Here is a 26242-nt window from a genome sequence, read left to right as displayed (position 1 = left end):
TTTATGTTAACCGGCGACCTTTTTTGCCGTCACCGAGGAGGTGGCGGGTTGTGGGTTAGCGCGCACGTTGTACATCAGCACGACGGAGGACAACAGCGCGATAGCCATAAAGGTATAGGATACCCCCGGCCCACCGGTAATACCGTTCAGATACCCCACCAGCCACGCGCCGAGGAAAGCGCCGAGCGCGCCGAAGCTGTTGATCAGGCCCATCGATACCCCGGAGACGTTACGCGGCAACAGTTCAGGAATGAGCGCGAAGAACGGGCCATAGGGCGCGTACATGCACGCTGCGGCAATCACCAGCAGCAGGTAAGAGAGCCAGAACGCCTGGTTGCCCACCATCCACGAACCAAAGAAAGCGATAGCGGCAATCAGTAATAATGGCCAAATAAACAGCTTTCGATTCTGAAACTTATCCGACAGCCAGGAGACCGTCAGCATCAGGATGATTGCCGCCAGGTACGGCACCGCCGCCAGCCAGCCCACCGCCACGATATCCATCTGCGCGGCGTTTTTCAGAATTGACGGCATCCACATCATGAAGCCGTACACACCGATGCTCCACAGCGCATGGACCGCGCAGAGCATAATGACATTGCGCGAGCGCAGCGCTTCACCGTAGTTGCGCACTGGCTTGATATGACTCTGCTCGCTGTCCATCACCTTCTGCAGGGTCTCTTTTTCCTGCTCATTCAGCCAGGAAACCTCGGACGGTTTATCGCGCACCAGAATCCACCAGCATACCGCCCACAGCACCGCCGGAATGCCTTCGATAATAAACATCTCGCGCCAGCCCCACGCCTGAATGAGGTAGCCCGAAACGATCGACATCCACAGCACCGTCACCGGATTTCCGAGGATCAGGAAAGTGTTGGCGCGTGAACGTTCGGTTTTGGTAAACCAGTTACTGATATAAATCAGCATTGCCGGCATCACCGCCGCCTCGACCACGCCCAGCGTAAAGCGAATCGCCATCAGCATCGGAATATTGCTGACGAACCCGGTCGCCGCCGCGCAAAATCCCCATAAAATAAGACTGAAGAAAATCATTTTTCGCACGCTGCGTTTTACCGCATATATCGCACCGGGCACCTGGAAAAAGAAATAGCCGAGAAAAAATAGTGCGCCAATAAGCGATGCCGTTCCTTTCGTAATCCCTAAATCACTTTCAATTCCCGCCGCAGCGGCAAAACCATAATTTGCGCGGTCAAGGTAGGCCAGACTATAGGTAATAAATATAATCGGCATTAAATACCACCAGCGACGCACGGGTAATTTCGCGAGCATTTGCATAAGCCATCCTCAGGTGTTGAATACCATCACACGGGTTTAATAATCCGTCCTTCAGGCAGCGCGTGCGCGCATGCGGTTCGAAGGACGTGAAGTGATTCAGACGGCGGCAAGCATCCCGCCATCCACGAATAACAAATGACCGTTAACAAAGTTTGCCGCTGAAGAAGCCAGATACACCGCGGCGCCAATCAGTTCTTCCGGTTTGCCCCAGCGTGCCGCCGGGGTGCGCTGATACAGCCAGGCGGAAAACGCCTCATCGTTGACCAGGGCGGTGGTCATCTCGGTGGCAAAATATCCCGGTGCGATACCGTTAACCTGAATATTGTATTCCGCCAGCTCAACGCACATGCCGCGGGTCAGCATTTTAACTGCCCCTTTCGAGGCCGCATAAGGCGTAATGGTTTTACGCCCCAGCTCGCTCTGCATTGAGCAAATATTAATTATCTTCCCGGCGCGGCGGCCGATCATATATTTCGCCACCTGCTGCGAAACCAGGAAAACGCCCTTCTGGTTGACCTCAATAACGTTATCCCACTCCTCCTCCGGAAACTCGGTAAAAGGGAAACGTCGTTGAATCCCGGCGTTATTAATTAAAATATCAATGGCGCCGACCTCCGCTTCGATGCGGGCTATCGCCTGCTCGACCTGCGTCGCCTGAGTGACATCAAATGCGTACCCTACCGCGCGGAAGCCCTGCGCCACCAGCGCCTGCGCCGCCTGGTCCGCACGAGCCTGAGTCCGATCGTTGATGATGATTTCTGCCCCATACTCCGCAAGGCCGCCGGCCAGCAAATTGCCTATCCCCTGAGCAGACCCGGTGATCAGCGCGCGCTTCCCTGTCAAATCGAATAAATTTCGCATAAAACCTCTTTTTCAGATAACTGTTACGCGTAACTGTATACGCGTAACAGTTAATAATAGAAGAGGATGAGAGGGGAAAATGATCGTTTTGTGATCGGTGATACATTTGAAGCTGAAGGCGGTCGGCAACCGGCATTGACGCTGTGATGTCAATACCGGCGAAGGAGAACAGAAGGGATTAAGCCGTTGTACGACGGCTGCGACGCAGCATGATGGCCAGCTGCCAGATATTGATCAGGACAATAACCGCCGTCGCGATAAACACCCAGCGGAAGCCGGCCATGGCCGAGACCGATGCGCCGATTAACGGACCGGCCACGTTGCCAAGATACATAAACGACTGGTTATAACCAAAAATCCGCCCGGTCACGCTGTCGCTGCAGTATTTCAGCAGAAGCGTTTGCACCGCCGGCAGCATTGCCCCATCGGCAAAACCGAGCAGAAAACGCAGCACACCAAGCTGGAATGGGGTTGTGACGAACGACATGGCAAAGAACATCACCACCGCGCAGCATAGCGTCGCCAGCAGGATCCGCGAGGTGCCGATCCTGTCACCCAGTTTCCCCAGACGGGGAGCCGAAATCAGCGCCGACACGCCCGGTACGGCGGCGATCATGCCGGCAAGAAAGGCGATGTTATTGCTATCCGGCGCCATCGACTTAATAAAGAGCGCCAGAATCGGGCCAATTGAACCATTGCACAGTTGGATCACCAGGGTGGTGAAAAACAGGCTGATTACCAGACCCGGATAAGGCAGCGAGGCAAACACCGCCTTACCGCTCAGCCGCTCCGCCTTACTCATCTGCGGGCGGACGCCCTCTTTGATCAGAAACAGCGTCACCAGGAAACTCACGGTCAGTAAAACAGCAGTGATGATAAAGACCGCGCGCAAACCGACATGGTCAGCCAGGAAACCGCCGAGCAGCGGCCCACCGATCACGCCGCTGATTTGCGCCGTTGAAAGTGTACTCAGCGCCCAGCCGCTACGCTCGCGCGGAACCTGAGACGCCACCAGCGCCATAGCGTTAGGAATATAGCCGGAGGTCAGCCCCATCACCGCACGCAGGATAAACAGTTGCCAGACGTTGGTGGCAAAGGCCTGGAGTAAAATGGCGATGGCCATCCCCAGCGAGGCGCGCAGCAGCATTAGCTTGCGCCCTTTGCGGTCGGCCAGGCTGCCCCACATCGGCGAGACGATCGCTGACACCAGAAAGGTGACGCTGAAGGTCAGCCCAGACCACATGGATAACGCTTCGTGCGAGGTTACGCCGAGTTGAGAAACGTACAGCGGCAAAAAGGGGAGAATTTGGCTGATAGCCAGTCCGGTAAAAAAACAGCCAAACCAGACGGAGATAAGATTAACCTTCCAGGATTCCATAACTACGCGTATTCATTAATTTTTTGGCAATTATTACCTAGCTTAGCAATTTCCCCGATCCGCCGTACTACCAGAGATGCGCCAGAGGTGAGTTTAGTGTTTTATGACACCATATAGCCCTGTTGCGAATGATTTCGTGGTGAAAGTCGTGGTGTACAGTGAGTTATGCTTAGAAACAGAAACCCTGGCCGCGCATCCCGAAGTGAAAATGGTTGGCATGGGCCGCGTTATAGTCCGGCCCTAAAGCGTTGCCGTAATAGCGGCAACCGCCGGCCAGTAACGCCTGCAGCCAGGGGTGATACTGCGCATCGGGCCACCCTTTCAGCACGCTGACGCGTCGGCCATCGGACAGACGAAAGCCGCTGACATCCAGCGCCTCCGCGGTAGCGTGCTCACTGCGCCGCGCGTTCTGGCGATGGTAAATATTACGGCAGGCATAGCTGCCAAAATGGTCAATCTGGCGGAGCTCTTGCCCCAGCATCCGGCGAGTCAACGGTTTCGCCTGCTGTTGCAGATATAGCGCGCTGCTCAACGCCAGCGGACAACTGGCAAGAAAGCTGCTGCTGAGCTTCACCGTGCCAAAATCACGCACCCGAACCACATTCTGCAGAGGACACGCTCCTCCGCTATCGGCCACCGGCTGGCTGGAAATGAGCTTCCGCCGGTTGGCCTCCTCAAGCAGGCCAGCGCACTCGGCGGGCGTTAATCGCCGCAGTTTATAGTGGCTGAGGAGTCCCGGGGGGTCTTCCAGGCGCAGCGGCGCGAATGGATTGTACTGTGCGGGAAGATAACGATAGCCGTAATATCCGGCCGCCAGCAGCGCCAACAGAACGATAAGACCTTTTCCTTTCACGCGCCGCCTCCCAATGCTTTACCCGGTGAATATTATGGCAGCCAGGGGGCTCTTTCACATGCTATGTTATGCCCTTTGATGTAATCATGATGGAAGTTGAAATGGCTAAGATGAGGGTTGGGATCGTTTTCGGCGGTAAGTCGGCAGAACATGAAGTGTCGCTTCAGTCAGCGAAAAATATCGTGGAAGCGATCGATAAAACGCGCTTCGACGTAGTTTTGCTGGGGATTGATAAGCAGGGGCAATGGCATATTAACGACGCCAGTAACTATCTGCTCAATCCGCAGGATCCTGCCCATATTGCCCTGCGCCCGTCCGATATTACGCTGGCGCAGATTCCCGGACGCGAGGCGCAGCAGCTGATTAACGCCGATAGCGGCCAGCCGCTGGCGGCCATCGACGTCATCTTCCCGATCGTTCACGGCACTCTTGGCGAAGATGGTTCTCTGCAGGGCATGCTGCGGATGGCCAACCTGCCCTTCGTCGGCTCCGACGTCCTCGGCTCCGCCGCCTGCATGGACAAAGACGTCACCAAACGTCTGCTGCGCGATGCCGGGCTGTCGATTGCCCCTTTTATTACCCTGACCCGCGCTAACAGGAATCAGGTAAGCTTTGCCGAGGTGCAGGCGAAGCTGGGCCTGCCGCTGTTTGTTAAACCGGCGAACCAGGGCTCCTCGGTGGGCGTCAGCAAGGTCAACAGCGAAGAGCAGTATCAGCAGGCCGTCGCCCTGGCCTTCGAATTTGACCATAAAGTGGTGGTCGAACAGGGGATTAAAGGGCGTGAGATCGAGTGCGCGGTGCTCGGCAACGATAATCCGCAGGCCAGTACCTGCGGCGAAATCGTTCTTAATAGCGAATTCTACGCCTACGACACCAAGTATATTGACGATCAAGGGGCGAAGGTGGTGGTTCCGGCGGCCATCGATAGCGATGTAAACGACAAAATTCGCGAGATCGCCGTTCGTGCCTATCAGACCCTCGGCTGCAGCGGCATGGCGCGCGTCGATGTGTTCCTGACCGCCGATAACGACGTGGTGATTAACGAAATCAATACGCTGCCGGGTTTCACCAACATCAGCATGTATCCGAAGCTATGGCAGGCCAGCGGCCTGGATTACACCAGCCTGATTAGCCGCCTGATTGAACTGGCGCTGGAGCGTCACGCCGCCGATCGGGCGCTGAAAACATCGATGAATTAATCAAGGTATCGCCCGGTGGCGGCTGGTGCCTTACCGGGCCGGTAGCCCGGACAGATGCGCAGCATCGCCTCCGGGAAACCACATCCAACACGGCTTCAGGTTATCTCCCCGGGGGCGGCGCAAGCGCCTGCCCGGGCTACGGGTTCACCACCTCCGCTTTACGCTTCCTCTGGCGGACGGCGGCGAATAATAAAACCGGCGATCCAGAAGCTAATCACCCACGTCACCAGCCCAACCGCGTAAGAACGCCAGCCTTCGGTTTCATACCCCAACAGCCCGACTACGCCATTCATAATAAAAATTAACCCCAGGGCAACCGCATAGTAGTGCCAGTCGCGGCGGATTTTTTCAGTGAGTTTCATAACAACTCCGACAACAAAAAAAGCATCTTCGCATAGCCATCACCGCCGGTCTGCAGCCGCGTGGAGAATTGTCGCACATTGCGATAGCGGTCTAAATTTCACAAATTTGTAGCAAACTCACAAGCCGATGAAATCAGGAATATTCCTGGGCGGAAATTACCAGCAATCTGATACTGGAATCCCCCCGGGGTTGCCAGAATGACTCGTATGTAGCCGAAGTAAAAAATCGGCAAGAAAGCAAAGTCCGGAGGTCAATATGGCTGAGTTCACCTTTGCAAAGACCGTCAACGGCGGCAAAAAGAGGAGCGCTATTACCAGCAGCAACATCGCCTATGCTCTGTTTGTGCTGTTTTGCTTCTGGGCCGGCGCGCAAATGCTGAGCATGTTAATCCACGCGCCGGGCGTTCTTGAGCACTTGATTCAGATGCAGGACAGTAGCCGCCCCCGGGTCGAAATTGGCCTGCTGGTCGGCACCCTGTTTGGCCTGATTCCCTTCGTGGCGGCCAGCCTGTTAATTGGCATATCAGGGCTGATTTTCCGCTGGCGCAGCCGCCGTTAGCGGCGCGCCATACAGCTGGCCCGTCGGTCGTCAACGCGTTTGGCAAACCAGGCGGTGGTCAGATTACGGGTGATTTTGGGGCTCTCAAGCTGTATACCCGGTAGGACTTCCCGCGGAAGCGTTTTACCGGCTTTCTTATCGGCTATGCGAAATACCTGTTTATAAAGCTCGCTCTCTTCAAACGCCAGCGTGTCGCCTTTCTTTAACTGACGATGGATCTCGTCGTCGCTCATCGCCAGCTGGGAGGATAAGCGGCGCACCGCCAGTTCGGTGGTTCCCGCCTCGTCGCTGTCGTAGCGAATTAAGTCGCCATCCAGCGCCAGCTTCACGCCCGTTGCTTTAGAGACGGCATTCTGGAAGGCGGCATTGCGGCTGGCGTACCATCCGGCGTTAAAATCAGCAAAACGGTACAGCGGTACGCTGTAGTTCGCCGGATAGTTCAGCAGATGATAGGTGCCAAACCACAGACCGCCGCGCAGGCTGAACACCTCCTGGCGCACGGTAACGTCGATTTTCCACGGATAGCCGTCGGTGTGCTGCTCGGCGAAAGCAATGCTGACCTGCATCGGGCCGCCGGTATGTACCGGGTTCAACGAGCCGAACAGCTTCTGTCCCATCGGCACCATGCCGATAAAATCATCGAAAATCGCGCTCAGCTGCTTTTCGGTTTTCACGCTATCCAGACGTTCGCTATAGCTTTTGCCGTTGGGTGATTTGATTTTCAGCGCGGTATGTACCAGAAAAACCGGGATGTGCATTTTTTCCGCCCGGCGGTCTATCTCCTGCCAGGCGATTTTATTCAGCCCCGGCACCGCCGGGTCAGATTGATAGTTGGATTCCTGCTGCGCCACCGCCAGCACCGAACAGACGTTCTCTTCCGTCGGCGCCAGCTTCTGACTGGCAAAGGTTTTGGCGATGGCCTGCGCCCAGGCTTCGCGATCCTTCACGCTGGCGGGCATTTTCTGCCGCACTACCGTGGCGACATCAATCGCCTTTTCGCCCTTTTTCAGCTCCGGCTCCGGTTTGCTGGAGCAGGCGCTGAGGACAATCCCTGCCAGTAGCGTCAGGGTGAGAGAAGTGATTCTGAATTGCGCTACCGGCATGGTTCATCCTTGCGTTGATTAACTTAATGTTTGCGTCACGGTCTGCAGCTCTTTGCCATCCAGCTCGCGCTCGAAGCTGCGCAGACGTTTGTAGATAGACATCAGCTCAACCAGTGTAGTCCATGAGCTGATCAGGTACTGGAACGAACCGCGAACCTGGCCAAAGACGTTGGTTATCTGAGTCATCAGGCCCAGCGTAATCGTACCGGCAACAATCGACGGAAACAGCAGGAACAAACCGAAAACGTTATCCACCTGCAGATAAAGAATACGGGCGATATTGAAATACATATAGTGGAAATAGAGGCGGAAATAGTTGCGGCGCACGGCGCCAAAGAGTTCACGCACCGTCGGCGGCGTCGCGCGGTTAGCGTCATCTTCGCCGTAAACCAGCTCTTTACGATAGGCGGCCTCAACGCGCTGGTTTTTGAACTCCAGGCCGGGCAGCTTGATCCCAACGACCGCCAGCAGGCCGGTACCCATTAACGACCAGACGATGGCGGCAATCACCAGGCCGTAAGGCAGATGACCGACAATCGGTAAATCCGGGACGTGCGCGGAGAGCGTTACCAGCACCGGCAGGAAGGCGATAAGGGTCATCACCGCGTTAAGGAAGCTGACGCCCATGCTCTCCAGCGTGGAAGCAAAGCGCATGGTATCTTCCTGCACGCGCTGCGCGGCGCCTTCGATATGGCGCAAATGCTGCCAGTGCGCCATATAGTGTTCGTTCATCGCGGTACGCCAGCGGAAGACGTAGTGGCTGACGAAGAAGTTGTTCATCACGCCGATCATCACTGCGATTAGCGCAATGCCGAGGAAGATGCCAATTTCATGATAGAACTGGTTAATGCTGACCTTGTGCGGCGTTGCCAGCGCGGCCTGGATAAGATCGTAGAACGGAGCATACCAGGCGTTAATGGCCACCCCAACCTCGACCAGAAACCAGGTAACGAAAATAATCAGCGAGGTACCGAGGATCGACCAGTACTGCCAGCGGTGCGGGCTGTAAATAAACCAGAAAAGGGCGAAAACGCCCACGCAGAATATGTAGAAGGCGTAGAACACCAGGTAGTTGAGGGACCAGAAGCGCGCCGCGCTAATCGCCACATCCTGCGATGCGCCGGTGACCCGCAGCAGCCAGTCGCCGCCGCCCGCCTGCCAAAAGATCACCGCCAGCAGCGACCAGATAAAGGCAGAAATAAAAAACGGCCCCGGTTTGGGGAAAAAGGATTTAAACATCTTGCTCTCCTGCTAACTTCTTTTTCGTTTTGCTGTGCTGTGTACCACAAAAGCGCCCGCCGCAAAGCCGTCGCAGCGAAGCAAAGTGGGCGGATGATGAGACCGGATATCAGCAGCTTAGTTCGCCTGCCATCCGCTAAGAATTGTTTCTGTCGGTTTCACCTGTAAAGGATTGCCGGGAACGGTCAGTGAACGCCACACATCGTTGTAGTGGGCGATCAGCGTGACGGCCGGCGCCGCTGGACGGTTGGCGGTAGTGTGGGCATCTTCCGCGACGGTAATCGCGTAGCCCCGGCTGGCGCCGTTTTTGATGGTGGTATCCACGCAGTAGTCGGTGGCGCAGCCGCAAATCACAAACTGCGTGATGTGATGTTCGCGCAGTACCTCTTCCAGACGGGTACGGTAAAAGGCGTCGCAGGCGGTCTTAGTCACGTACAGGGAGCCTGCGGGTTGGATCAGCTCGGGGAGCAAAGCAAAACCTTCGCTCCCCTCTTCGAGGCCGCCCGCTTCGCAGTGCTGAATGAAAATTACGGTGTCCGCAGCGTTAATCAGGCGGTTAATTTGCGCCGCGCAGCGCTCGCGCTCAACTCGCGGCGTCGCGAAAACGCCGTTTTGCATATCCACTACCATCACTACCCGTTTCGCCGCCATCTTCTCTTGCCACCCCTCTTTAGCCAAAACGATCATCATACGCGCCCGCAGGTGAATGCCGCTATCCGAAAGCAAAAAAAGGATTTTTTACGCCAGGTTACGTTTTTCCGCACAGAATCGTGCTATTAGCGCTTTGCACGGCGGCGCTTCGTAGTATAAATACGCTCTATCTTTTTTCTTCATCATGATGGATGCTCCCGTTGAAACGTAGTCTGCTCATTTTTGCTGCGCTGTGCGCGGCGTCGTTGACATCGGTCCAGGCCGCACAGCCGAGCGTCGACCCGGAATTCGCCGCTGATGTGGTCGATCGTTACGCTAACCATATCTACTACGGCAGCGGCGCAGTCGGTATGGCGCTGGTGGTTATCGACGGAAACCAGCGCGTATTCCGCAGCTTCGGCGAGACGCGCCCGGGCAATAATGAGCACCCGCAGCTCGATTCGGTGATCCGCATTGCCTCTATCAGCAAATTGATGACCAGCGAAATGCTGGTCAAACTTCTCGATCAGGGCGTGGTTAAGCTCAACGATCCGCTAAGCAAATATGCTCCGCCGGGTGCGCGGGTGCCGACTTACCAGGGGGCGCCTATCACGCTGGTGAATCTGGCGACCCATACCAGCGCCCTGCCGCGCGAGCAGCCCGGCGGCGCGGCGCACCGGCCGGTATTTGTCTGGCCAACTCGCCAGCAGCGCTGGAACTGGTTATCCACCGCAACGCTGAAAACCGCTCCCGGCACCCAGGCCGCCTACTCCAATCTGGCATTCGATTTACTCGCCGATGCGCTCTCTACCGCTGCGGGCAAGCCTTATCCACAACTGTTTGAAGAGCAGATCACCCGTCCGCTGGGGATGAAAGACACCACCTTTACGCCTTCGCCCGATCAGTGCCGGCGCCTGATGATTCCGGAGAAAGGAGCCAGCCCGTGCAACAATACGCTGGCGGCTATCGGCAGCGGCGGCGTCTATTCCACGCCGGGCGATATGATGCGCTGGATGCAGCAGTTCCTCTCTTCCGATTTCTTCGCCCGTGGGCAGCAGGCGGACCGGATGCAAACGCTGATTTATCAACGCAGCCAGCTGACGAAGGTGATCGGTATGGACGTGCCGGGTAAAGCCGATGCGCTGGGCCTCGGCTGGGTCTACATGAAGCCGAAAAACGGCCAGCCGGGCATTATTCAGAAGACCGGCGGCGGCGGCGGCTTTATTACTTACATGGCGATGAACCCGCAGGCCAACGTCGGCGCCTTCGTGGTGGTCACCCGCTCTTCATTGACGCGTTTCAACAACATGAGCGACGGGATCAACGAGCTGGTCAGTGAATTAAGCGGCGTCCGCACCGGAATTGAGACCGCCAGCCAGTAACCTGTGGGGATGTTTTGCCGACGATTGATAAGGATCGTTTTGGCGAAACATCCCGCCGCCAATTGAGGTAAACTCACTTTTTTCATTTCACAAAATCAGGCAAACCATGACAGATTTAATCACTCGCCCACGCCGCCTGCGCAAGTCCGCTTCGCTACGTGCCATGTTTGAAGAGACAACACTGAGTTTGAACGACCTGGTGTTGCCGATCTTTGTTGAAGAAGAAATCGACGATTACACGGCCATTGAAGCCATGCCCGGCGTGATGCGTATTCCGGAAAAACACCTGGCGCGCGAAATCGAGCGCATTGCCAACGCCGGCATCCGTTCGGTGATGACCTTCGGCATTTCCCATCATACCGATGCCGTTGGCAGCGATACCTGGAACGAAAACGGCCTGGTGGCGCGCATGTCCCGCATCTGTAAAGAGGCGGTGCCGGAGATGATCGTCATGTCCGACACCTGCTTCTGCGAATACACCTCCCACGGCCACTGCGGTGTGCTGTGCGATCACGGCGTGGATAACGACAAAACCCTTGAGAATCTCGGCAAGCAGGCGGTGGTCGCCGCTGCCGCAGGCGCAGATTTTATCGCGCCTTCCGCCGCGATGGATGGCCAGGTGCAGGCTATTCGCCAGGCGCTGGACGCCGCCGGATTTACCGATACGGCGATTATGTCCTACTCCACCAAATTCGCTTCATCGTTCTATGGCCCGTTCCGCGAAGCCGCGGGTACCGCGCTGAAAGGCGATCGTAAAACCTATCAGATGAGCCCGATGAACCGCCGCGAAGCGATTCGTGAATCGCTGCTGGACGAAGCCCAGGGCGCCGACTGCCTGATGGTCAAACCGGCGGGTCCCTATCTTGATATCCTGCGCGATCTGCGCGAGCGCACCAACCTGCCGATCGGCGCGTACCAGGTGAGCGGTGAATACGCGATGATTAAGTTCGCCGCCCAGGCTGGCGCTATCGATGAAGAGAAAGTGGTGCTGGAAAGTCTCGGCGCAATCAAGCGCGCCGGCGCAGATCTGATCTTCAGCTATTTCGCCCTCGATCTGGCCGAAAAGAAAATCCTGCGTTAATTCGGCTATTACTGCCTCCCCAGTGGCGGCTGTACGACCGGGCTACAGGCTCACAGCTATCTGTGGGTTGGTAGCCCGGACAGGCGCAGCGCGCCGCCTCCGGGAAGTCATTTTAATAACGCTCGCCGCACAATAATTCCTTCACTTCCCCACCCCAATCAACAGGATACAAACTACGGCTTACATCGCGATGAAAGGTTGAATAGGGCCAATCCCGTACCTGCCTTACCCACCCGTGCTTAATCGGATTGATATAAATATAATCAACATGGCTTCGGTAATCCTTCTGGTTGCGAATGGCGTGTTCCCAATATCTCGGTTGCCACACGTTATGCGCGCCTGTTAAACCTGAAAAATGCTTTTTAATTGCTCTCCAGCGCGATGGAAAATCGCTGTCGTTGTCAGGTAAGGTCCAGATGCAATGAAGGTGTTCGGGGAGCACCACCCAGGCATCAATATGAAAAGGTTTCTGTTTGTGGACTATTGCCACCGCCTGTCGTAACGCATCAATATGCTGAACCAGAAATCGACTCTCTCTGTCGCGTAAATTGACGGTGAAAAACCAGCTCCCACCCTTGAGGAAATAACGACGATAATCGACCATCGGATGCTCCCTGCTGAAGATATTTGCCTGTTCCCCAGGTTAAAAGAGGGGGAGACCGAAAGGCAAGAAACCGGAGATCAATCTGGAAAAGCGCTCGCAACTTTTCACCTGTGGCCTTCCCGGAGGCGGCGCTGCGCGCCTGTCCGGGCTACCCGCTCCCGCCAATCCCAAATCTTCACTCAACTGTAATCTGAACGACATCTGCGCCTTCTACTGTCTGGGCAGGACGGAGGAGGTGCCGCTATGTTTAGTCTCGACAATGTCATCGATGACCTGTGGCCTCAGGCAAAGCCAGCGCTCTGGCAGAAAAAGGTGCTGAAAAAGCTCCTGCATGAGGAAGAGTTTCAGCAGTTTGCCGCGCGTCATCATCACCTGAAAGGACTGGATACGGTCGAACAGGTGCTCGAACATCTTAATATCCGCTGCGCTATCCCGGCGCACGATCTCGAACAAATCCCCGAACATGGTCCGCTGGTCATCATCGCCAACCACCCCACCGGTACGCTTGACGGCCTGGCCCTGCTCTATGCGGTGTCCCGCGTGCGCCGCGACGTCAAAGTGGTCACCAACCGCATGCTGACTCACCTTGAACCGCTGAGTTCGCTGTTTATTCCGGTCGATAATATCAATGGCCGTACCGCCAAAGCGGCGTTGCAGCAGATGGACCAGCAGTTGCAAAACGGCGGCGTGCTGATTTTCTTCCCGGCCGGCGAAGTTTCACGCCTCACCCGGCGCGGTATTCGTGATAAAAAATGGCACTCCGGATTTATTAAGCTGGCGGCGAAATACCGCGCCCCGCTGCTGCCAGTGTGGATCCGCGCGCGCAACAGCGCGCTGTTTTACGCCAGTACCCTGATGTCCGAGAATCTGCCGTTACTGCTGCTGATGCAGCAAATGTTCCGTCGCCGCAACAGCAGCCTGCCGGTGAATATTGGTCAACAGATAACCTGGTCAAACTGGTTCAATCCGCAAAGCTCTTCTCGGGAACTGACCGAGCGCTGCTATCGCCACCTGGAGCTACTCGGCAAAGGGCTGCCGGGTATATTCAAAACCGAAAGCGCTATCGCCCGTCCCGAAGACCGCGCCCTGCTCAAGCGCGAGCTGGGGAAGGCTGAAACGCTGGGACGCACAGCGGATGGTAAAGTCATCTATCTCTGGCAGCGCCGCGGCCAGGAAGATGCGCCGATACTGCGCGAGCTGGGCCGTCTGCGGGAAATCGCCTTCCGCGCGGTGGGGGAAGGCAGCGGCAAACGTCGCGACGTTGACGTTTATGACGACGACTATCTGCAGCTGATTCTGTGGGATGAGGAAGATCTTGAGATCGTCGGCGCTTACCGTTTTATGCCAACCGCAATACAGCTGGAAAAGCACGGCCTGAACGGCATCTACAGCTACAGCCTGTTTCATTACGACGCGCGCATGGACGATATTCTGCAACACGGCATTGAACTGGGTCGCAGTTTTATCCAGCCGCGTTACTGGGGCCGCCGCGGGCTGGACTACCTGTGGTCCGGCATTGGCGCGTATCTGGCGCGCTATCCGCACTATCGCTATCTGTTCGGCCCGGTGTCGATTTCCGGCGGGCTACCGCCGTCGGCGCGCGATCTGCTGGTGGCTTTTTATCGGCTGTGGTTCCCGGCGACGCATCCGCTGGCAGAGTCGCGGCGTCCTTATCCGGCCTCGCTGCCCGATGTTCTGGCCCAGTTTGGCGGAGAAGATTACAACGACGACCTGGCGCGGCTAAAGTCCCTGCTCGGCAACCTCGGCTGCGCGATCCCGCCGCTGTATAAGCAGTACTCGGAAGTCTGCGAGCCGGGCGGCGTGCAGTTTATCGATTTCGGCAGCGACCCGGATTTCAACAACTGCGTGGATGGGCTGGTGCTGGTAGATTTGACCTATCTGAAGGCCAACCGCTATCAGCGCTATATTGAGGTACATCTGGACGCGCAAAAATCGGCATAAAAGCCTTTTCCCGGAGGCGGCGCGTTGCGCCTGTCCGGGCTACACGCGCTACACGCGTACTATGCTGCGGTGCGTTTATCGTAGGTTGTTTCCCGGCTTATGGCACATTGCGCCTAAGCCGGGCTATAGAAATTAACCAGCCCGGTAATACGGCTTGTCCCCGAGAATCGTCGCCCGGTGCATAATGCGCCGCTGCGGCAGATAATCGGCGTTGGCGTAGTGCTGGGTGACGCGGTTATCCCAAATCGCCACGTCGTTCGGCTGCCAGCGCCAGCGCACCTGAAAGTCCGGTTTAGTGACGTGAGCAAACAGGAAGCCGAGCAGCGCCTCGCTCTCTTTCTCCGTGACGTCAACGATGCGGGTGGTAAAGCCCTCATTGACAAACAGCGCCTGTTTACCGGTCACCGGATGGGTGCGCACTACCGGATGTAGCAGCGGCGGATTTTTCGCGACCGCCTCCAGCCAGCGCTGATGCTCCTCTTCGCTTTTACGATATTTATACTCCTGAAACGATTTGCGAAAATCATGCTCCGCGTGCAGGCCGCTTAACAGCTGGCGTAAAGGCCCGGAGAGCGCCTCATAGGCCGCAATGCCGCTGGTCCACAGGGTGTCGCCGCCGGTTGACGGCAGCTCTTTTGCCGCGAGGATCGCCCCGGCGGGCGGCGTCTCAATGAAGGTGACATCGGTGTGCCAGTTATCGTTATCCGGCGGGTTATCGTCGTGGGTATCAAGCACGATAATCTCATCGACGCCGGGCGCGTGCGGATAGACCGGATGAATATGCAGGTCGCCAAAGCGCAGGGCGAGATCCCGCTGCTGTTCGGGAGTGATATTCTGCTCGCGCAGGAACACCACCTGGTGACGCAGCACCGCGTGATACAGCTGCTCAAACTGGTTGTCGCTCAGCGGGCGGGTAATATCGACGCCGGATACCTGCGCGCCAATATACGGCCCCAGCGGGGTAATGCTTAAACGTTCGCTCATTGTACTTCTCCATGCCAGGGCGTCAGTCGACGCTGCAGCGCGCGCAGCCCCAGTTCCAGTAAAAAGGCGATGATGGCAATCACCGCGATCCCGGCCAGCACCACGTCGGTGGCGAGGAACTCACCGGCGGACTGCACCATAAAACCTAACCCGCGGGTGGCGGCAATCAGCTCCGCGGCCACTAGCGTCGACCAACCCACGCCGAGCCCAATGCGCAGGCCGGTGAGGATCTCCGGCAGCGCGCCGGGCAGGATCACCAGCCACAGCACCTGCGCCCGGCTGGCCCCTAAAGATTGCGCGGCGCGAATGCGCACCTGCTGGGCGCTCTTTACGCCCGCCAGCGCCGACATCGCCACCGGCGCGAATATCGCCAGGTAGATCAACAGGATCTTCGAGGTCTCGCCGATGCCGAACCAGATCACCATCAGCGGTAAATAGGCCAGCGGCGGCACCGGGCGATATAGCTCGATCAGCGGGTCGAGGATCCCGCGTACCGTGGGGCTCAGCCCCATGGCGATCCCGACCGGCACGCCGAGCAGTACCGCCGCCAGCAGCGCGATAACGATACGCGTCAGGCTCGCCGCCAGGTGCTGCCAGAGGGTGGCGTCCATAAAACCCTGCGGACCGGCAATAGTGATAAGTTTCTGCAATACCTGCCCCGGCGGCGGTAGAAACAGCGGGCTAATCAGCTGCAGGGCGGCAACGGCCCACCAGATAGCCAGCAGTACCGCCAGGGTCGCCGCGCTGAGAGTGAGCTGACGCGAGAACGGCCAGCGCCACTTCAGCCTACGCTGACGCGGTTTATCATTGATGACCACGCTCATGAGAAAGCCTCCCGTTGTTCAAATACCCGGCTGAGGACGTACTCGCGCTGTTCGATAAACCGCGGGTCCGATTTAATGCTGCGGCAGGATTCGCCGGCCACAAAGCGGCGGCCAAAATCGAGCGGCAGCCGTTCGAGCACCCGGCCCGGCCCCGGCGAAAGCAGTATCAGCTCGGTGGCCATAAACACCGCCTCTTCGATATCGTGAGTGATCAGCAGTACCTTCTTGCCGGTCTCATGCCACAGGCTGAGCAGCAGGGTTTGCATCTGCTCGCGGGTAAAGGCATCCAGCGCACCAAACGGCTCGTCGAGAAGCAGCAGCTGCGGATTGGCCGCCAGCGCGCGGGCAATGCCCACCCGCTGACGCTGGCCGCCGGAAAGCTGCCAGATAAAGCGCTTTTCCGCCCCTTCGAGGCCGACTTTTTTCAGCATCCGCGCGGCGGTTGCCCGGCGCTGCGTTTTGTCGACGCCCGCCAGCTGTAGCCCGAGCGCAACGTTATCCTGCACATTGCGCCACGGCAGCAGCCCTTCATTCTGAAAGACCACGCCGCGATCGGCTCCCGGCCCTTCAACCCGCCTGCCTTCAAGAGTGATGCTGCCGTGCTGATAAGGCACGAATCCGGCAATCAGGTTCAGCAGCGTGGTTTTACCGCAGCCGGAAGGCCCGAGGACCACCAGCAGTTCACCGCTGTCCAGCGTCAGGTTGATATCCGCCAGCGCTGGTTTACCGCCGTAGTCGGCGGAAAGATGCGAGATTTGCAGCATCATGACCTCCTTTACTTCACAAAACGGTCGGTAACGTACTGGCTGTAGTCGCTTCCCGCTGCGGGGACTTTACCCTGCTCTTTCAGGAATTTAGCGGTGTCGATGATGGCTTTATTCACCGGCCCGTTCAGCTCCTGCGCCTGCTGGGCGGCGGTCAGATAGGTATTGCCTTTCACCAGCCCCGGCACGTCGGCTTCCGGTACGCCGCTCAGGCGCGCCAGCTTGCTGATGTTTTCCGGCTGCTTCAGCCACTCATCCGGGTTGGCGATATAGGGCTGCTGCGCGTCAATGGCGCTTTTGGCGAAGGCTTTGACAATATCAGGATGCTTTTCGGCAAAGTCTTTGCGCACCACCCACACGTCCAGCGTCGGCGCGCCCCACTCCCCCACCTGCGACGAGTCGGTGAGAACCGTGCCGTCTTTTTCCAGCGCGTTGACCGCCGGCGCCCAGACGTAGGCGCCGTCAATGTCGCCGCGCTGCCAGGCGGCAATAATCGCCGGCGGCTGCAGGTTGAGGATCTGCACCTGCCCCGGTTTAATCCCCCAGTGCTTCAGCGCCGACAGCAGGCTGTAGTGAGTCGTAGAGATAAATGGCACGGCGATGCGTTTGCCAATCAGATCCTGCGGTTTGGTGATGCTCTTTTTGACCACCAGCGCTTCGGAGTTACCGAGCTTTGAGGCCAGCAGAAAGACTTCAATCGGCACCTGCTGGGTGGCGGCGACCGCCAGCGGGCTGGAGCCGAGGTTGCCGATCTGCACGTCGCCGGAAGCCAGCGCCCGCACGATGCTCGCGCCGCTGTCAAACTTGCGCCAGTCGACGGTCGCCCCGCTCGCTTTGGCGAAGGTGTTGTCCGCCTGGGCGACTTTCGCCGGTTCGGCGGAGGTCTGATACGCCACGGTGACGTTCACCGCCTGGGCCTGGAATGCCGCCAGCGCCAGCGCGGCAATGAGTGTGATACGCGATGATAGTGCCATAGTGTCTGCTTCCCATAGTTGTTATGGGTGCAGTATTTCCGGCGCGATGCGTTTGATGAAGTAATTAAAAATTCTTGCTAAGAACAAAGCGTTTTTAGAAAAAAATCGGCAATGCTTATACACAAAATCATTCATGCTGCATCGAGGCGGCAAGGTTGTTCGTCCCCGGGAGCTGACATAAGTCAGTGACCGGGGCGGGCAAACGAAGCCAACAAAGAGGCAGCTTGAAGGATGAAGTGTATTGCGATTTTGTTACATTCATTGCATAACTGCGCCTGATTGATTGCCAGCGCAGCGGCGGCAGGCATCATAGAACCATGATGCGCTAAGAGAGAAGAAACATGATTCGAGTGGTGCTGGTCGATGACCATGTGGTGGTGCGTTCAGGCTTTGCGCAGTTACTCAGCCTCGAAGAGGATCTCGAGGTGGTTGGCCAGTTCAGCAACGCGGCGGAAGCCTGGCCGGCATTATTGCGCGACGACGTCAACGTGGCGGTCATGGATATCGCCATGCCGGATGAGAACGGCCTGAGCCTGCTAAAGCGCCTGCGCGCGCAAAAGCCGCAGTTTCGCGCCATTATTCTCAGCATTTACGACACCCCGGCCTTCGTGCAGAGCGCCCTTGATGCCGGCGCCAGCGGCTATCTGACCAAACGCTGCGGCCCGGAGGAACTCGTGCAGGCGGTGCGTTCCGTCGGTATGGGTGGACACTACCTGTGCGCCGATGCCCTGCGGGCGCTACGCGGCGGAGAGCAACCGGCGCAGGTGCTCGAGGTACTCACCCCGCGTGAACGCGAAGTGTTTGATTTGCTCGTTAAAGGCGACAGCGTCAAGGAAATCGCCTTCAAGCTCGATCTCAGCCACAAGACGGTGCACGTTCATCGCGCCAACGTGCTGGGCAAACTGCAGTGCCACAGCACCATTGATCTGGTCCATTTCGCCCTCGACCACCAGCTGCTGGCGGGTCATTAATGTCGCGCAGCCTTCGTCACAGCGTCATCTCGCTGTTCATCGTGCTGGCCTGGGGAAGCGGTTGGCTGATGCTGTGGACGCTCGGGTTTTACCTGACCCATAACGGCCAGCAGGCGGCGCTGTTCCTGCCTCACGGCGTCTATCTGGCGCTGCTGATCCTGCTTTCGCGCCGCTACTGGCCCGCGCTGGTGCTGCCTCCCGTGTTGATGCTGTTCTGGCTGCACGGCGAACAGCTGCTGAACGGCTATATTCTGCTGGCCGCGCCGTTGATCGGCCTGCTTCCCGCCGGCATCGCCCAACAGTTCTGGCACCGCTTCCCCCTTTACTGGCAGCGGCTGACGCTGCTGCTGGCCACGGTCACCGCCAGCGCGCTGCTCAACACCGCCCTGCTCTCGCCGTTTGTGAAAAGTCCGGCGATGATGCTCGGTCTGGCCTCGTTTACCGGCGGGGTGCTGCTGACGCCGTTTGTCTATCTGATTTTTGAATTCCTGCGCCAGCAGCACCGCTACCACCTGCTGGGGCTGGATACCAATAATCCGCCGCTGCGCACCTCATTGATCATCTGGTGCAGCCTGTTCTTTATTATTGGCATCGGCACCCAAATGGTTCTGTCGCCGGAAATCGAGCGTCTGCTGTTAATTGTGGTGTTTCTGCCCAACGTGGTGATGGCGTGGAAGTTCGGCTGGCAGGGCGGCGTTCTCTCCGGTCTGCTGGGCAGCATGATGATCACCATCGCCCGCCAGGTTGGCGTCGGATTCAGCAACCTGGTGGAGCTGGAGATTTTTCTGGCGACCCAGGCGCTGCTCGGTATCGGGCTGGGGATTGCCATCAGTCGCCAGCAGCACCTGGCGCAAAACCTGCACCACTATCGTCAGCGGCTGGAGGCGGAGCTGGCGGCGCGGCGGGCGCTAACCGAAAAGCTGATCCATACCGAAGAGGATACGCGCAAAAGCCTGGCGCGCGAGCTGCACGACGAAATCGGCCAGAATATTACCGCCATTCAGATCCAGTCGCAGCTGGTGAAGCGAGCGCGCGATCCGGCGCAAACCCAGGCCGCCGCCAGCCAGATTAACGATCTCGCCCGGCGTATTCACCACTCTACCCGCCAGCTGCTGCGCCAGCTACGCCCCCCGGCCCTTGATGAACTGTCGTTTAAAGAGGCGCTGCACCATTTGCTCAATGAGTTTGCCTTTGCCGAGCGCGGTATCCGCTGCCGCTTTGACTACCGGCTCACCGCCACGCCGGAGAGCGAAACGGTACGTTTTACCCTCTATCGGCTGCTACAGGAGCTGCTTAACAACGTCTGTAAACACGCCGACGCCAGCGAGGTTGCCATTGCTCTGTATCAGCAGGGGACGCTGCTGCGCCTGGAGGTCAAGGACAACGGCATCGGTATCAGCCCCGACAAAATGGCCGGCTTCGGCATTCAGGGCATGCGTGAACGGGTCAGCGCCCTGGGCGGAGAGCTGACCCTGGAGTCGCAGCATGGGACGCGGGTAATTGTTAACTTGCCCACAAATTTGCAACAAACAGCCGGCTAACCAGGAAAAAGTCTTAGTCACTCCGGACTTTCTCTCATCCCCTTTCGATTTCACTTTCATATAGTCAGCAAAACGGAGACGGCGATGCGCTCAGCAACCGACATTAATCAACATTACCGGACGCTGCGTCCGCAGCTGCTGATGTACATGGTCATCGGATATGCGGCGTTTTACCTGACGCGCAAAAGCGTCAACTACGTATTGCCGGCGCTGCAAACGGATCTGGGTCTGGATAAAGGCGATATCGGCCTGCTGGGATCGCTGTTTTACCTGACCTACGGTCTGTCGAAGTTTACCGCCGGACTGTGGCACGACAGCCACGGGCAGCGCTGGTTTATGGGCGTGGGCCTGTTCGCCACCGGTCTGCTGAACGTGGTGTTCGCCTTCGGCGAATCGCTGACGCTGCTGCTGGCGGTCTGGACGCTGAACGGATTTTTTCAGGGCTGGGGCTGGCCTCCCTGCGCCCGCCTGCTGACCCACTGGTACTCGCGCAACGAACGCGGCTTCTGGTGGGGCTGCTGGAATATGTCGATCAATATCGGCGGGGCGATTATCCCGCTGATTAGCGCCTTTGCCGCCCACTGGTGGGGCTGGCAGGCGGCGATGCTGGCACCGGGGACGATCAGCATGGCATCAGGCATCTGGTTAACGCTGCACCTGAAAGGAACGCCCCGCGAAGAGGGATTGCCGTCAGTAGGCCGCTGGCGTAACGACCCGCTGGAGCTGCGCCAGGAGCAGCAAAGCCCGCCGATGGGGCTATGGCAGATGCTGCGCACCACGATGCTGAAGAATCCGATGATCTGGCTGCTGGGCGTCTCTTACGTGCTGGTCTATCTGATCCGCATCGCGCTCAACGACTGGGGCAACATCTGGCTGACGGAGAGCCACGGCGTCAATCTGCTCAGCGCCAACGCCACGGTGATGCTGTTTGAAGCGGGCGGTCTGCTCGGGGCGTTGTTCGCCGGATGGGGCTCGGATCTGCTGTTCAGCGGCCAGCGGGCGCCGATGATTTTACTGTTCACGCTGGGGTTGATGGTCTCCGTCGCCGCGCTTTGGCTGGCGCCGGTCCATCACTACGCGCTGCTGGCGGTGTGTTTCTTTACGGTGGGCTTCTTCGTTTTTGGCCCACAAATGCTGATTGGCCTCGCGGCGGTGGAGTGCGGACACAAAGCGGCGGCGGGTTCAATTACCGGATTTCTTGGCCTGTTCGCCTATCTGGGGGCAGCGCTGGCGGGCTGGCCTCTATCGCTGGTCATTGAACGCTACGGCTGGTCGGGCATGTTCAGTTTACTCTCGGTCGCCGCAGTTCTGATGGGTTTATTGCTGATGCCGCTGCTGATGGCGAGCATTACTACCTCTGCTGCTCAAAGGATAAAATAATGAAAAAAACGCTGGTCACTACCCTGATTGCTTCCGGCATTGCGCTGGCGACGTTAAGCGGCGCGGCGCACGCCAAAGGTCGTCTGGTGGTCTATTGCAGCGCCACCAACGAAATGTGTGAGGCGGAAACCAAAGCCTTCGGCGAAAAATATGACGTAAAAACCTCATTTATTCGCAACGGTTCCGGCAGCACGCTGGCGAAGGTCGATGCCGAGAAGAAAAACCCGCAGGCGGATGTCTGGTACGGCGGCACCCTCGACCCGCAGTCCCAGGCCGGTGAAATGGGCCTGCTGCAGCCCTATAAATCGCCCAATCTTGCGCAGGTGATGGAGCAGTTCCGCGATCCGGCGAAGCTGAAAGGCAACTACTCCTCGGCGGTGTACGTTGGCATACTCGGCTTCGGCGTGAACACCCAGCGCCTGAAAGAGAAAAATCTGCCGGTGCCGAAATGCTGGAAAGATCTGACCAAACCGGAATATAAAGGCGAAATTCAGATTGCCGACCCGCAGAGTTCCGGCACCGCCTACACCGCGCTGGCGACCTTCGCCCAGCTGTGGGGGGACGATCAGGCTTTCGATTATCTCAAACAGCTTAACGCTAACGTCTCCCAGTACACGAAGTCCGGTATCGCCCCGGCCCGCAACGCCGCCCGCGGTGAAACGGCCATCGGCATCGGCTTCCTGCACGACTATTCGCTGGAAAAAGAACAGGGCGCGCCGCTGGAGCTGATCTCGCCGTGCGAAGGCACCGGCTATGAAATTGGCGGCGTCAGTATCCTGAAGGGCGCGCGCAACCTCGACAACGCCAAACTGTTTGTCGACTGGGTGCTGTCGAAAGATGCCCAGGAGCTGGCGTGGAAGAAAGGCAAGTCTTATCAGATCCTGACCAACACTACCGCCGACACCTCGCCGAACTCGCTGAAGCTCGACGACCTGAAGCTCATCAACTATGACATGGATAAATACGGCTCAACGGACGTGCGTAAAGCGCTAATCAATAAATGGGTTAGCGAAGTGAAGATGGGTAAATAAGCCCGCATTGCGTTCATTTGCCGGGTGGCGGCATCACTGCCCTACCCGGCCTACGACACCGGAAAACTTATGTCACACACACTTGCACTCCATCCCGTAAAAAAGCGGGATGCGATATTCCTTTGGGTTTTATTCGGCTGGCTGGCGTTTGCCCTGCTGCCGAGCTGGAGCCTGGATTACGGTCTGCTGGAGTCCACGAGCGATGAAATTCTCGCGGCCTACGGCTGGTCACAGTTCAATATCAGCTGGCTGTGGTATCTGTTACCGAGCCTGCTGCTGATTCGTCCCTTTCAGGAAGCCAGGCGGGAGCAGCTCAGCCGCCACTATCTCGATGCTGGCTGGGCGTTCTGCTGTATGGCGTTTATCGTCGTCAGCGCCACCGTGGAAGGCCGCGGATTAGGCTACGCCACCATCGTGCTGTTTGTCGCGCTGGGGGCCATCATGACCCTGGCGCTCACCCGCCTGGAATGGCTGGGGGGCGACCGCTTTGTCATTGGTTCGCTGGTCACCATCGTGGCGTTAATCGGCGTCTTTATCGTCTGGCCGAGCATCGCTATTTTCATCCCGATGTTCACTAACGACGCCGGCGAGTTTGCCCCGCTGGCGTTTATGGCCGTGCTGTCGCAGGCGCATATTGTCCAGGTGATCCTCAACTCCATCGCCCTGTCGATTGCGGTAGGCATCGGCTGCACTTTCTTTGGTCTGGTGCTGGCGATTTACACCACCCGTATCGCCCAGCGCAGCGCGATTATTGGCCGCATTTTCTCGATTCTGCCGATCGTCACCCCGCCGTTTGTCGTCGGTCTCGGCGTTACCCTGATGATGGGCCGTTCCGGCTACGTCACCGAACTGATGGTCGACTGGTTTGGCTTAACCAACACCAACTGGCTGTACGGATTTACCGGCATCTGGCTGGCGCAGGTGCTGGCGTTCACCCCGATGGCGTTTATGATCCTCGACGGCGCGATTAAGACCATTCATCCGTCGCTGGAGGAGGCGTCGTACACCCTGCGCGCCAGCCGCTGGCAGACCTTCAACGGCGTCTTCGTCCCGCTGCTGAAACCGGCGCTGGCGAACGCGTTTTTAATCGTCATCGTTCAGTCGCTGGCCGACTTCAGCAACCCGCTGGTGCTCGGCGGCAACTTCGACGTACTGGCGACGCAAATCTACTTCTATATCACCGGTTCGCAGCTCGATTATCAGGCCGCCAGTACTCTCGGCGCATTCCTGCTGCTGTTCTCGCTGCTGGTGTTCTGCATTCAGTATATGTGGATCGGCAAGCGCTCTTACGTCACGGTTTCCGGCAAGTCCTACCGTGGTGACGTGCAGCCGCTGCCGGTGACCCTGGTGTGGAGCGTGATCGCCATTCTGGCGGTGTGGATCGCCTTCAACGCCCTGCTCTACGGCAGTATTTTCTACGGCAGCTTTACCGTTAACTGGGGCGTGGACTACACCCTGACGCTGGATAACTTTATCAAGCTGTTCGGCCAGGGGATGAGCGACGGCGCCTGGCCTTCGCTGCTCGATACTCTGCTTTACGCCGGGATCGCCGCGCCCATCACCGCCGCTTTCGGCCTGCTGATCGCCTGGATCGTAGTGCGACAGCAGTTTAAAGGCAAAAAGACCATCGAGTTCACCACCATGCTGTGCTTCGCGGTGCCGGGCACCGTGGCGGGCGTCTCCTATATTCTCGCCTTTAACAGCGCGCCGGTGTACCTCACCGGAACGGCGGCGATTGTGATTATCTCGATGGTCATGCGTAACGTGCCGGTGGGCATTCGGGCAGGTATTGCCGGTTTAGGCCAGATCGACAAATCGCTGGACGAAGCGTCGCTCAGTCTGCGCGCGGGTTCCCTGCGCACCATTACGCATATCCTGCTGCCGCTGCTGCGCCCGGCGATCCTCTCGGCGCTGATCTACAGCTTTGTGCGCGCCATTACCACCGTCAGCGCCATTGTGTTCCTCGTGACGCCGGACACCCGCGTCGCTACCGCCTATATCCTCAACCGGGTGGAAGACGGCGAATACGGCGTGGCGATCGCCTACGGATCGATTCTGATCGTCGTGATGCTGGCGATTATTTTTATCTTTGACTGGCTGATCGGGGAAGCGCGTATCTCCCGGTCAAAAGCCAAAAACCAGGCGTAATGGAGCGCACTATGAGTCAGAAAAATTTTGTTGAGCTGCGCAACGTCACCAAGCGATTCGGCAGCAACACGGTTATCGACAATATCAATCTCACCATCCCTCAGGGACAAATGGTGACCCTGCTCGGCCCTTCCGGCTGCGGCAAGACCACCGTTCTGCGCCTGGTCGCCGGGCTGGAAAAACCGAGCGAAGGACAGATTTTCATCGATGGTGAAGACGTTACTCATCGCTCCATTCAGCAGCGCGACATCTGTATGGTATTTCAGTCTTACGCCCTGTTTCCGCATATGTCGCTGGGGGACAACGTCGGCTACGGTCTGAAGATGCTCGGCGTGTCGCGCAGCGACGTGAAAGCGCGGGTGAAGGAGGCGCTGGCGATGGTGGATCTGGAAGGATTCGAAGATCGCTATGTCGATCAGATCTCCGGCGGTCAGCAGCAGCGCGTGGCGCTGGCGCGCGCCCTGATCCTCAAGCCAAAGGTGCTGCTGTTTGATGAGCCCTTAAGCAACCTCGACGCCAACCTGCGGCGCAGCATGCGCGATAAGATCCGCGAGTTACAGAAGCAGTTTGATATCACCTCGCTGTACGTGACCCACGATCAGAGCGAAGCCTTTGCGGTTTCCGATACCGTGCTGGTGATGAATAAGGGACATATCATGCAGATCGGCTCGCCGCAGGATCTTTACCGCCAGCCCGCATCGCGCTTTATGGCGAGCTTTATGGGCGATGCCAACCTGTTCCCGGCCGCCTTTAGCGAGGATTTTGTCGATATTTATGGCTATCGGCTGCCGAGGCCGCCGCATTTTGCCGCCCAGGGCGAGGGCAGCGTCGGCGTGCGCCCGGAGGCGATCACCCTGAGCGATCGCGGCGAGGAGAGCCAGCGCTGCACGATTCGCCACGTGGCCTATATGGGACCGCAGTACGAGGTGACGGTAGAGTGGCACGGGCAGGAAATTTTGCTGCAGGTGAACGCGACGCGGCTGCAGCCGGATGTCGGCGAACACTATTATCTCGAAATCCACCCTTACGGGATGTTTGTGTTAGCGGATGCCGGGTGATTGATGCCGGGTAGCGCTTACGCTTACCCGGCCTACGATTCGTGCAGGTTGTAAGCCG

The 26242-nt window shown here is 57.9% G+C and carries 24 protein-coding genes; 11 read left to right on the top strand and 13 right to left on the bottom strand.

The features are described from left to right. Positions 1-6 precede the first annotated feature (6 nt). The 4 genes from IAE27_RS00385 to IAE27_RS00370 form a co-directional block, all read right to left on the bottom strand. A complete protein-coding gene (locus tag IAE27_RS00385; RefSeq protein ID WP_004110963.1) occupies positions 7-1296 on the bottom strand; it encodes an MFS transporter in 1290 nt (429 codons plus the stop codon). A 96-nt stretch (positions 1297-1392) separates the two neighbouring features. Further along, complete coding sequence (gene idnO, locus IAE27_RS00380; protein ID WP_004099382.1) at positions 1393-2157, bottom strand: gluconate 5-dehydrogenase; 765 nt, start codon at positions 2155-2157, stop codon at positions 1393-1395. Between the two features lie 178 nt (positions 2158-2335). Beyond that, on the bottom strand, positions 2336-3535 hold the full coding sequence (locus IAE27_RS00375) for a multidrug efflux MFS transporter (RefSeq protein WP_004099381.1): 1200 nt from the start codon (positions 3533-3535) through the stop codon (positions 2336-2338). 169 nt (positions 3536-3704) lie between these two features. Next, positions 3705-4388 carry an extensin family protein gene (locus IAE27_RS00370; protein WP_004099380.1) on the bottom strand — a complete coding sequence of 228 codons (684 nt, stop codon included), beginning with the start codon at positions 4386-4388 and terminating at the stop codon, positions 3705-3707. 101 nt (positions 4389-4489) lie between these two features. On the opposite strand from IAE27_RS00370, the gene ddlA reads away from it, so the two are divergent. Beyond that, positions 4490-5587: a D-alanine--D-alanine ligase gene (ddlA, locus tag IAE27_RS00365; RefSeq protein ID WP_004099379.1), complete on the top strand. Its 1098-nt coding sequence runs from the start codon at positions 4490-4492 to the stop codon at positions 5585-5587. Between the two features lie 158 nt (positions 5588-5745). Here ddlA and IAE27_RS00360 read toward each other — a convergent pair whose 3' ends face one another. Continuing rightward, positions 5746-5949, bottom strand: coding sequence for a DUF2754 family protein (locus IAE27_RS00360; protein ID WP_004099377.1), 204 nt, complete (start codon positions 5947-5949; stop codon positions 5746-5748). Positions 5950-6205: 256 nt separating this feature from the next. Between IAE27_RS00360 and IAE27_RS00355 the strand changes: the two genes are divergently transcribed. Continuing rightward, complete coding sequence (locus IAE27_RS00355) at positions 6206-6508, top strand: DUF2755 family protein (protein ID WP_004099375.1); 303 nt, start codon at positions 6206-6208, stop codon at positions 6506-6508. Here the strand turns inward: IAE27_RS00355 and IAE27_RS00350 are convergent. The 3 genes from IAE27_RS00350 to IAE27_RS00340 form a co-directional block, all read right to left on the bottom strand. After that, positions 6505-7611, bottom strand: a complete 1107-nt coding sequence (locus tag IAE27_RS00350) for a DUF1615 domain-containing protein (RefSeq protein ID WP_154022349.1) — start codon at positions 7609-7611, stop codon at positions 6505-6507. The two genes, IAE27_RS00355 and IAE27_RS00350, sit on opposite strands and share 4 nt — an antisense overlap. An 18-nt stretch (positions 7612-7629) precedes the next feature. Then, positions 7630-8850 (bottom strand): peptide antibiotic transporter SbmA, encoded by a 1221-nt coding sequence (sbmA, locus tag IAE27_RS00345; protein ID WP_154022348.1) that lies wholly within the window; start codon positions 8848-8850, stop codon positions 7630-7632. A gap of 117 nt (positions 8851-8967) precedes the next feature. Then, entirely contained in the window at positions 8968-9480 is a 513-nt protein-coding gene (locus IAE27_RS00340; RefSeq protein ID WP_162098351.1) for an isochorismatase family protein, read from the bottom strand. Between the two features lie 221 nt (positions 9481-9701). Between IAE27_RS00340 and ampH the strand changes: the two genes are divergently transcribed. Both ampH and hemB read left to right on the top strand, forming a co-directional pair. Then, the gene (ampH, locus tag IAE27_RS00335; protein WP_016808633.1) at positions 9702-10862 is read left to right on the top strand and encodes a D-alanyl-D-alanine-carboxypeptidase/endopeptidase AmpH; all 1161 of its coding nucleotides are present in this window, start codon (positions 9702-9704) and stop codon (positions 10860-10862) included. Between the two features lie 106 nt (positions 10863-10968). Continuing rightward, the gene (gene hemB, locus IAE27_RS00330; protein WP_004099358.1) at positions 10969-11943 is read left to right on the top strand and encodes a porphobilinogen synthase; all 975 of its coding nucleotides are present in this window, start codon (positions 10969-10971) and stop codon (positions 11941-11943) included. A gap of 112 nt (positions 11944-12055) precedes the next feature. On the opposite strand, the gene IAE27_RS00325 is transcribed toward hemB, so the two are convergent. After that, positions 12056-12547: an REP-associated tyrosine transposase gene (locus IAE27_RS00325; protein WP_142475300.1), complete on the bottom strand. Its 492-nt coding sequence runs from the start codon at positions 12545-12547 to the stop codon at positions 12056-12058. 243 nt (positions 12548-12790) lie between these two features. On the opposite strand from IAE27_RS00325, the gene IAE27_RS00320 reads away from it, so the two are divergent. After that, positions 12791-14509 carry a lysophospholipid acyltransferase family protein gene (locus IAE27_RS00320; protein WP_108704165.1) on the top strand — a complete coding sequence of 573 codons (1719 nt, stop codon included), beginning with the start codon at positions 12791-12793 and terminating at the stop codon, positions 14507-14509. A gap of 132 nt (positions 14510-14641) precedes the next feature. On the opposite strand, the gene tauD is transcribed toward IAE27_RS00320, so the two are convergent. Genes tauD through tauA form a run of 4 tightly spaced genes read right to left on the bottom strand, consistent with a single transcriptional unit; the run spans position 14642 to position 18055 of the window. Next, positions 14642-15493, bottom strand: a complete 852-nt coding sequence (tauD, locus tag IAE27_RS00315) for a taurine dioxygenase (protein ID WP_004099353.1) — start codon at positions 15491-15493, stop codon at positions 14642-14644. Beyond that, positions 15490-16317 carry a taurine ABC transporter permease TauC gene (tauC, locus tag IAE27_RS00310; RefSeq protein WP_004099351.1) on the bottom strand — a complete coding sequence of 276 codons (828 nt, stop codon included), beginning with the start codon at positions 16315-16317 and terminating at the stop codon, positions 15490-15492. The genes tauD and tauC overlap by 4 nt, the downstream gene beginning before the upstream one ends. Then, complete coding sequence (gene tauB, locus IAE27_RS00305; RefSeq protein ID WP_016808629.1) at positions 16314-17081, bottom strand: taurine ABC transporter ATP-binding subunit; 768 nt, start codon at positions 17079-17081, stop codon at positions 16314-16316. Before tauB ends, tauC begins: the two co-directional genes overlap by 4 nt. A gap of 11 nt (positions 17082-17092) precedes the next feature. Next, positions 17093-18055: a taurine ABC transporter substrate-binding protein gene (gene tauA, locus IAE27_RS00300; protein ID WP_004099349.1), complete on the bottom strand. Its 963-nt coding sequence runs from the start codon at positions 18053-18055 to the stop codon at positions 17093-17095. Between the two features lie 341 nt (positions 18056-18396). Between tauA and IAE27_RS00295 the strand changes: the two genes are divergently transcribed. From IAE27_RS00295 to fbpC, 6 genes are all read left to right on the top strand, one after another. Further along, positions 18397-19026, top strand: coding sequence for a response regulator transcription factor (locus IAE27_RS00295; protein ID WP_108704167.1), 630 nt, complete (start codon positions 18397-18399; stop codon positions 19024-19026). Beyond that, complete coding sequence (locus IAE27_RS00290) at positions 19026-20567, top strand: MASE1 domain-containing protein (protein ID WP_004099347.1); 1542 nt, start codon at positions 19026-19028, stop codon at positions 20565-20567. Before IAE27_RS00295 ends, IAE27_RS00290 begins: the two co-directional genes overlap by 1 nt. A gap of 60 nt (positions 20568-20627) precedes the next feature. Continuing rightward, a complete protein-coding gene (uhpC, locus tag IAE27_RS00285; protein WP_224226429.1) occupies positions 20628-21947 on the top strand; it encodes an MFS transporter family glucose-6-phosphate receptor UhpC in 1320 nt (439 codons plus the stop codon). After that, positions 21947-22978 (top strand): ABC transporter substrate-binding protein, encoded by a 1032-nt coding sequence (locus tag IAE27_RS00280; protein WP_004099345.1) that lies wholly within the window; start codon positions 21947-21949, stop codon positions 22976-22978. Before uhpC ends, IAE27_RS00280 begins: the two co-directional genes overlap by 1 nt. Positions 22979-23047: 69 nt before the next feature. After that, positions 23048-25126, top strand: coding sequence for an ABC transporter permease (locus IAE27_RS00275; RefSeq protein ID WP_200091504.1), 2079 nt, complete (start codon positions 23048-23050; stop codon positions 25124-25126). Positions 25127-25137: 11 nt separating this feature from the next. Continuing rightward, positions 25138-26184: a ferric ABC transporter ATP-binding protein gene (gene fbpC, locus IAE27_RS00270; protein ID WP_070557154.1), complete on the top strand. Its 1047-nt coding sequence runs from the start codon at positions 25138-25140 to the stop codon at positions 26182-26184. Positions 26185-26242 lie beyond the last annotated feature (58 nt).

The sequence above is a fragment of the Klebsiella sp. S69 genome (assembly GCF_016516145.1).
Classification (GTDB): domain Bacteria; phylum Pseudomonadota; class Gammaproteobacteria; order Enterobacterales; family Enterobacteriaceae; genus Klebsiella; species Klebsiella oxytoca.
This window is presented reverse-complemented; position numbering and strand designations above follow the sequence as displayed.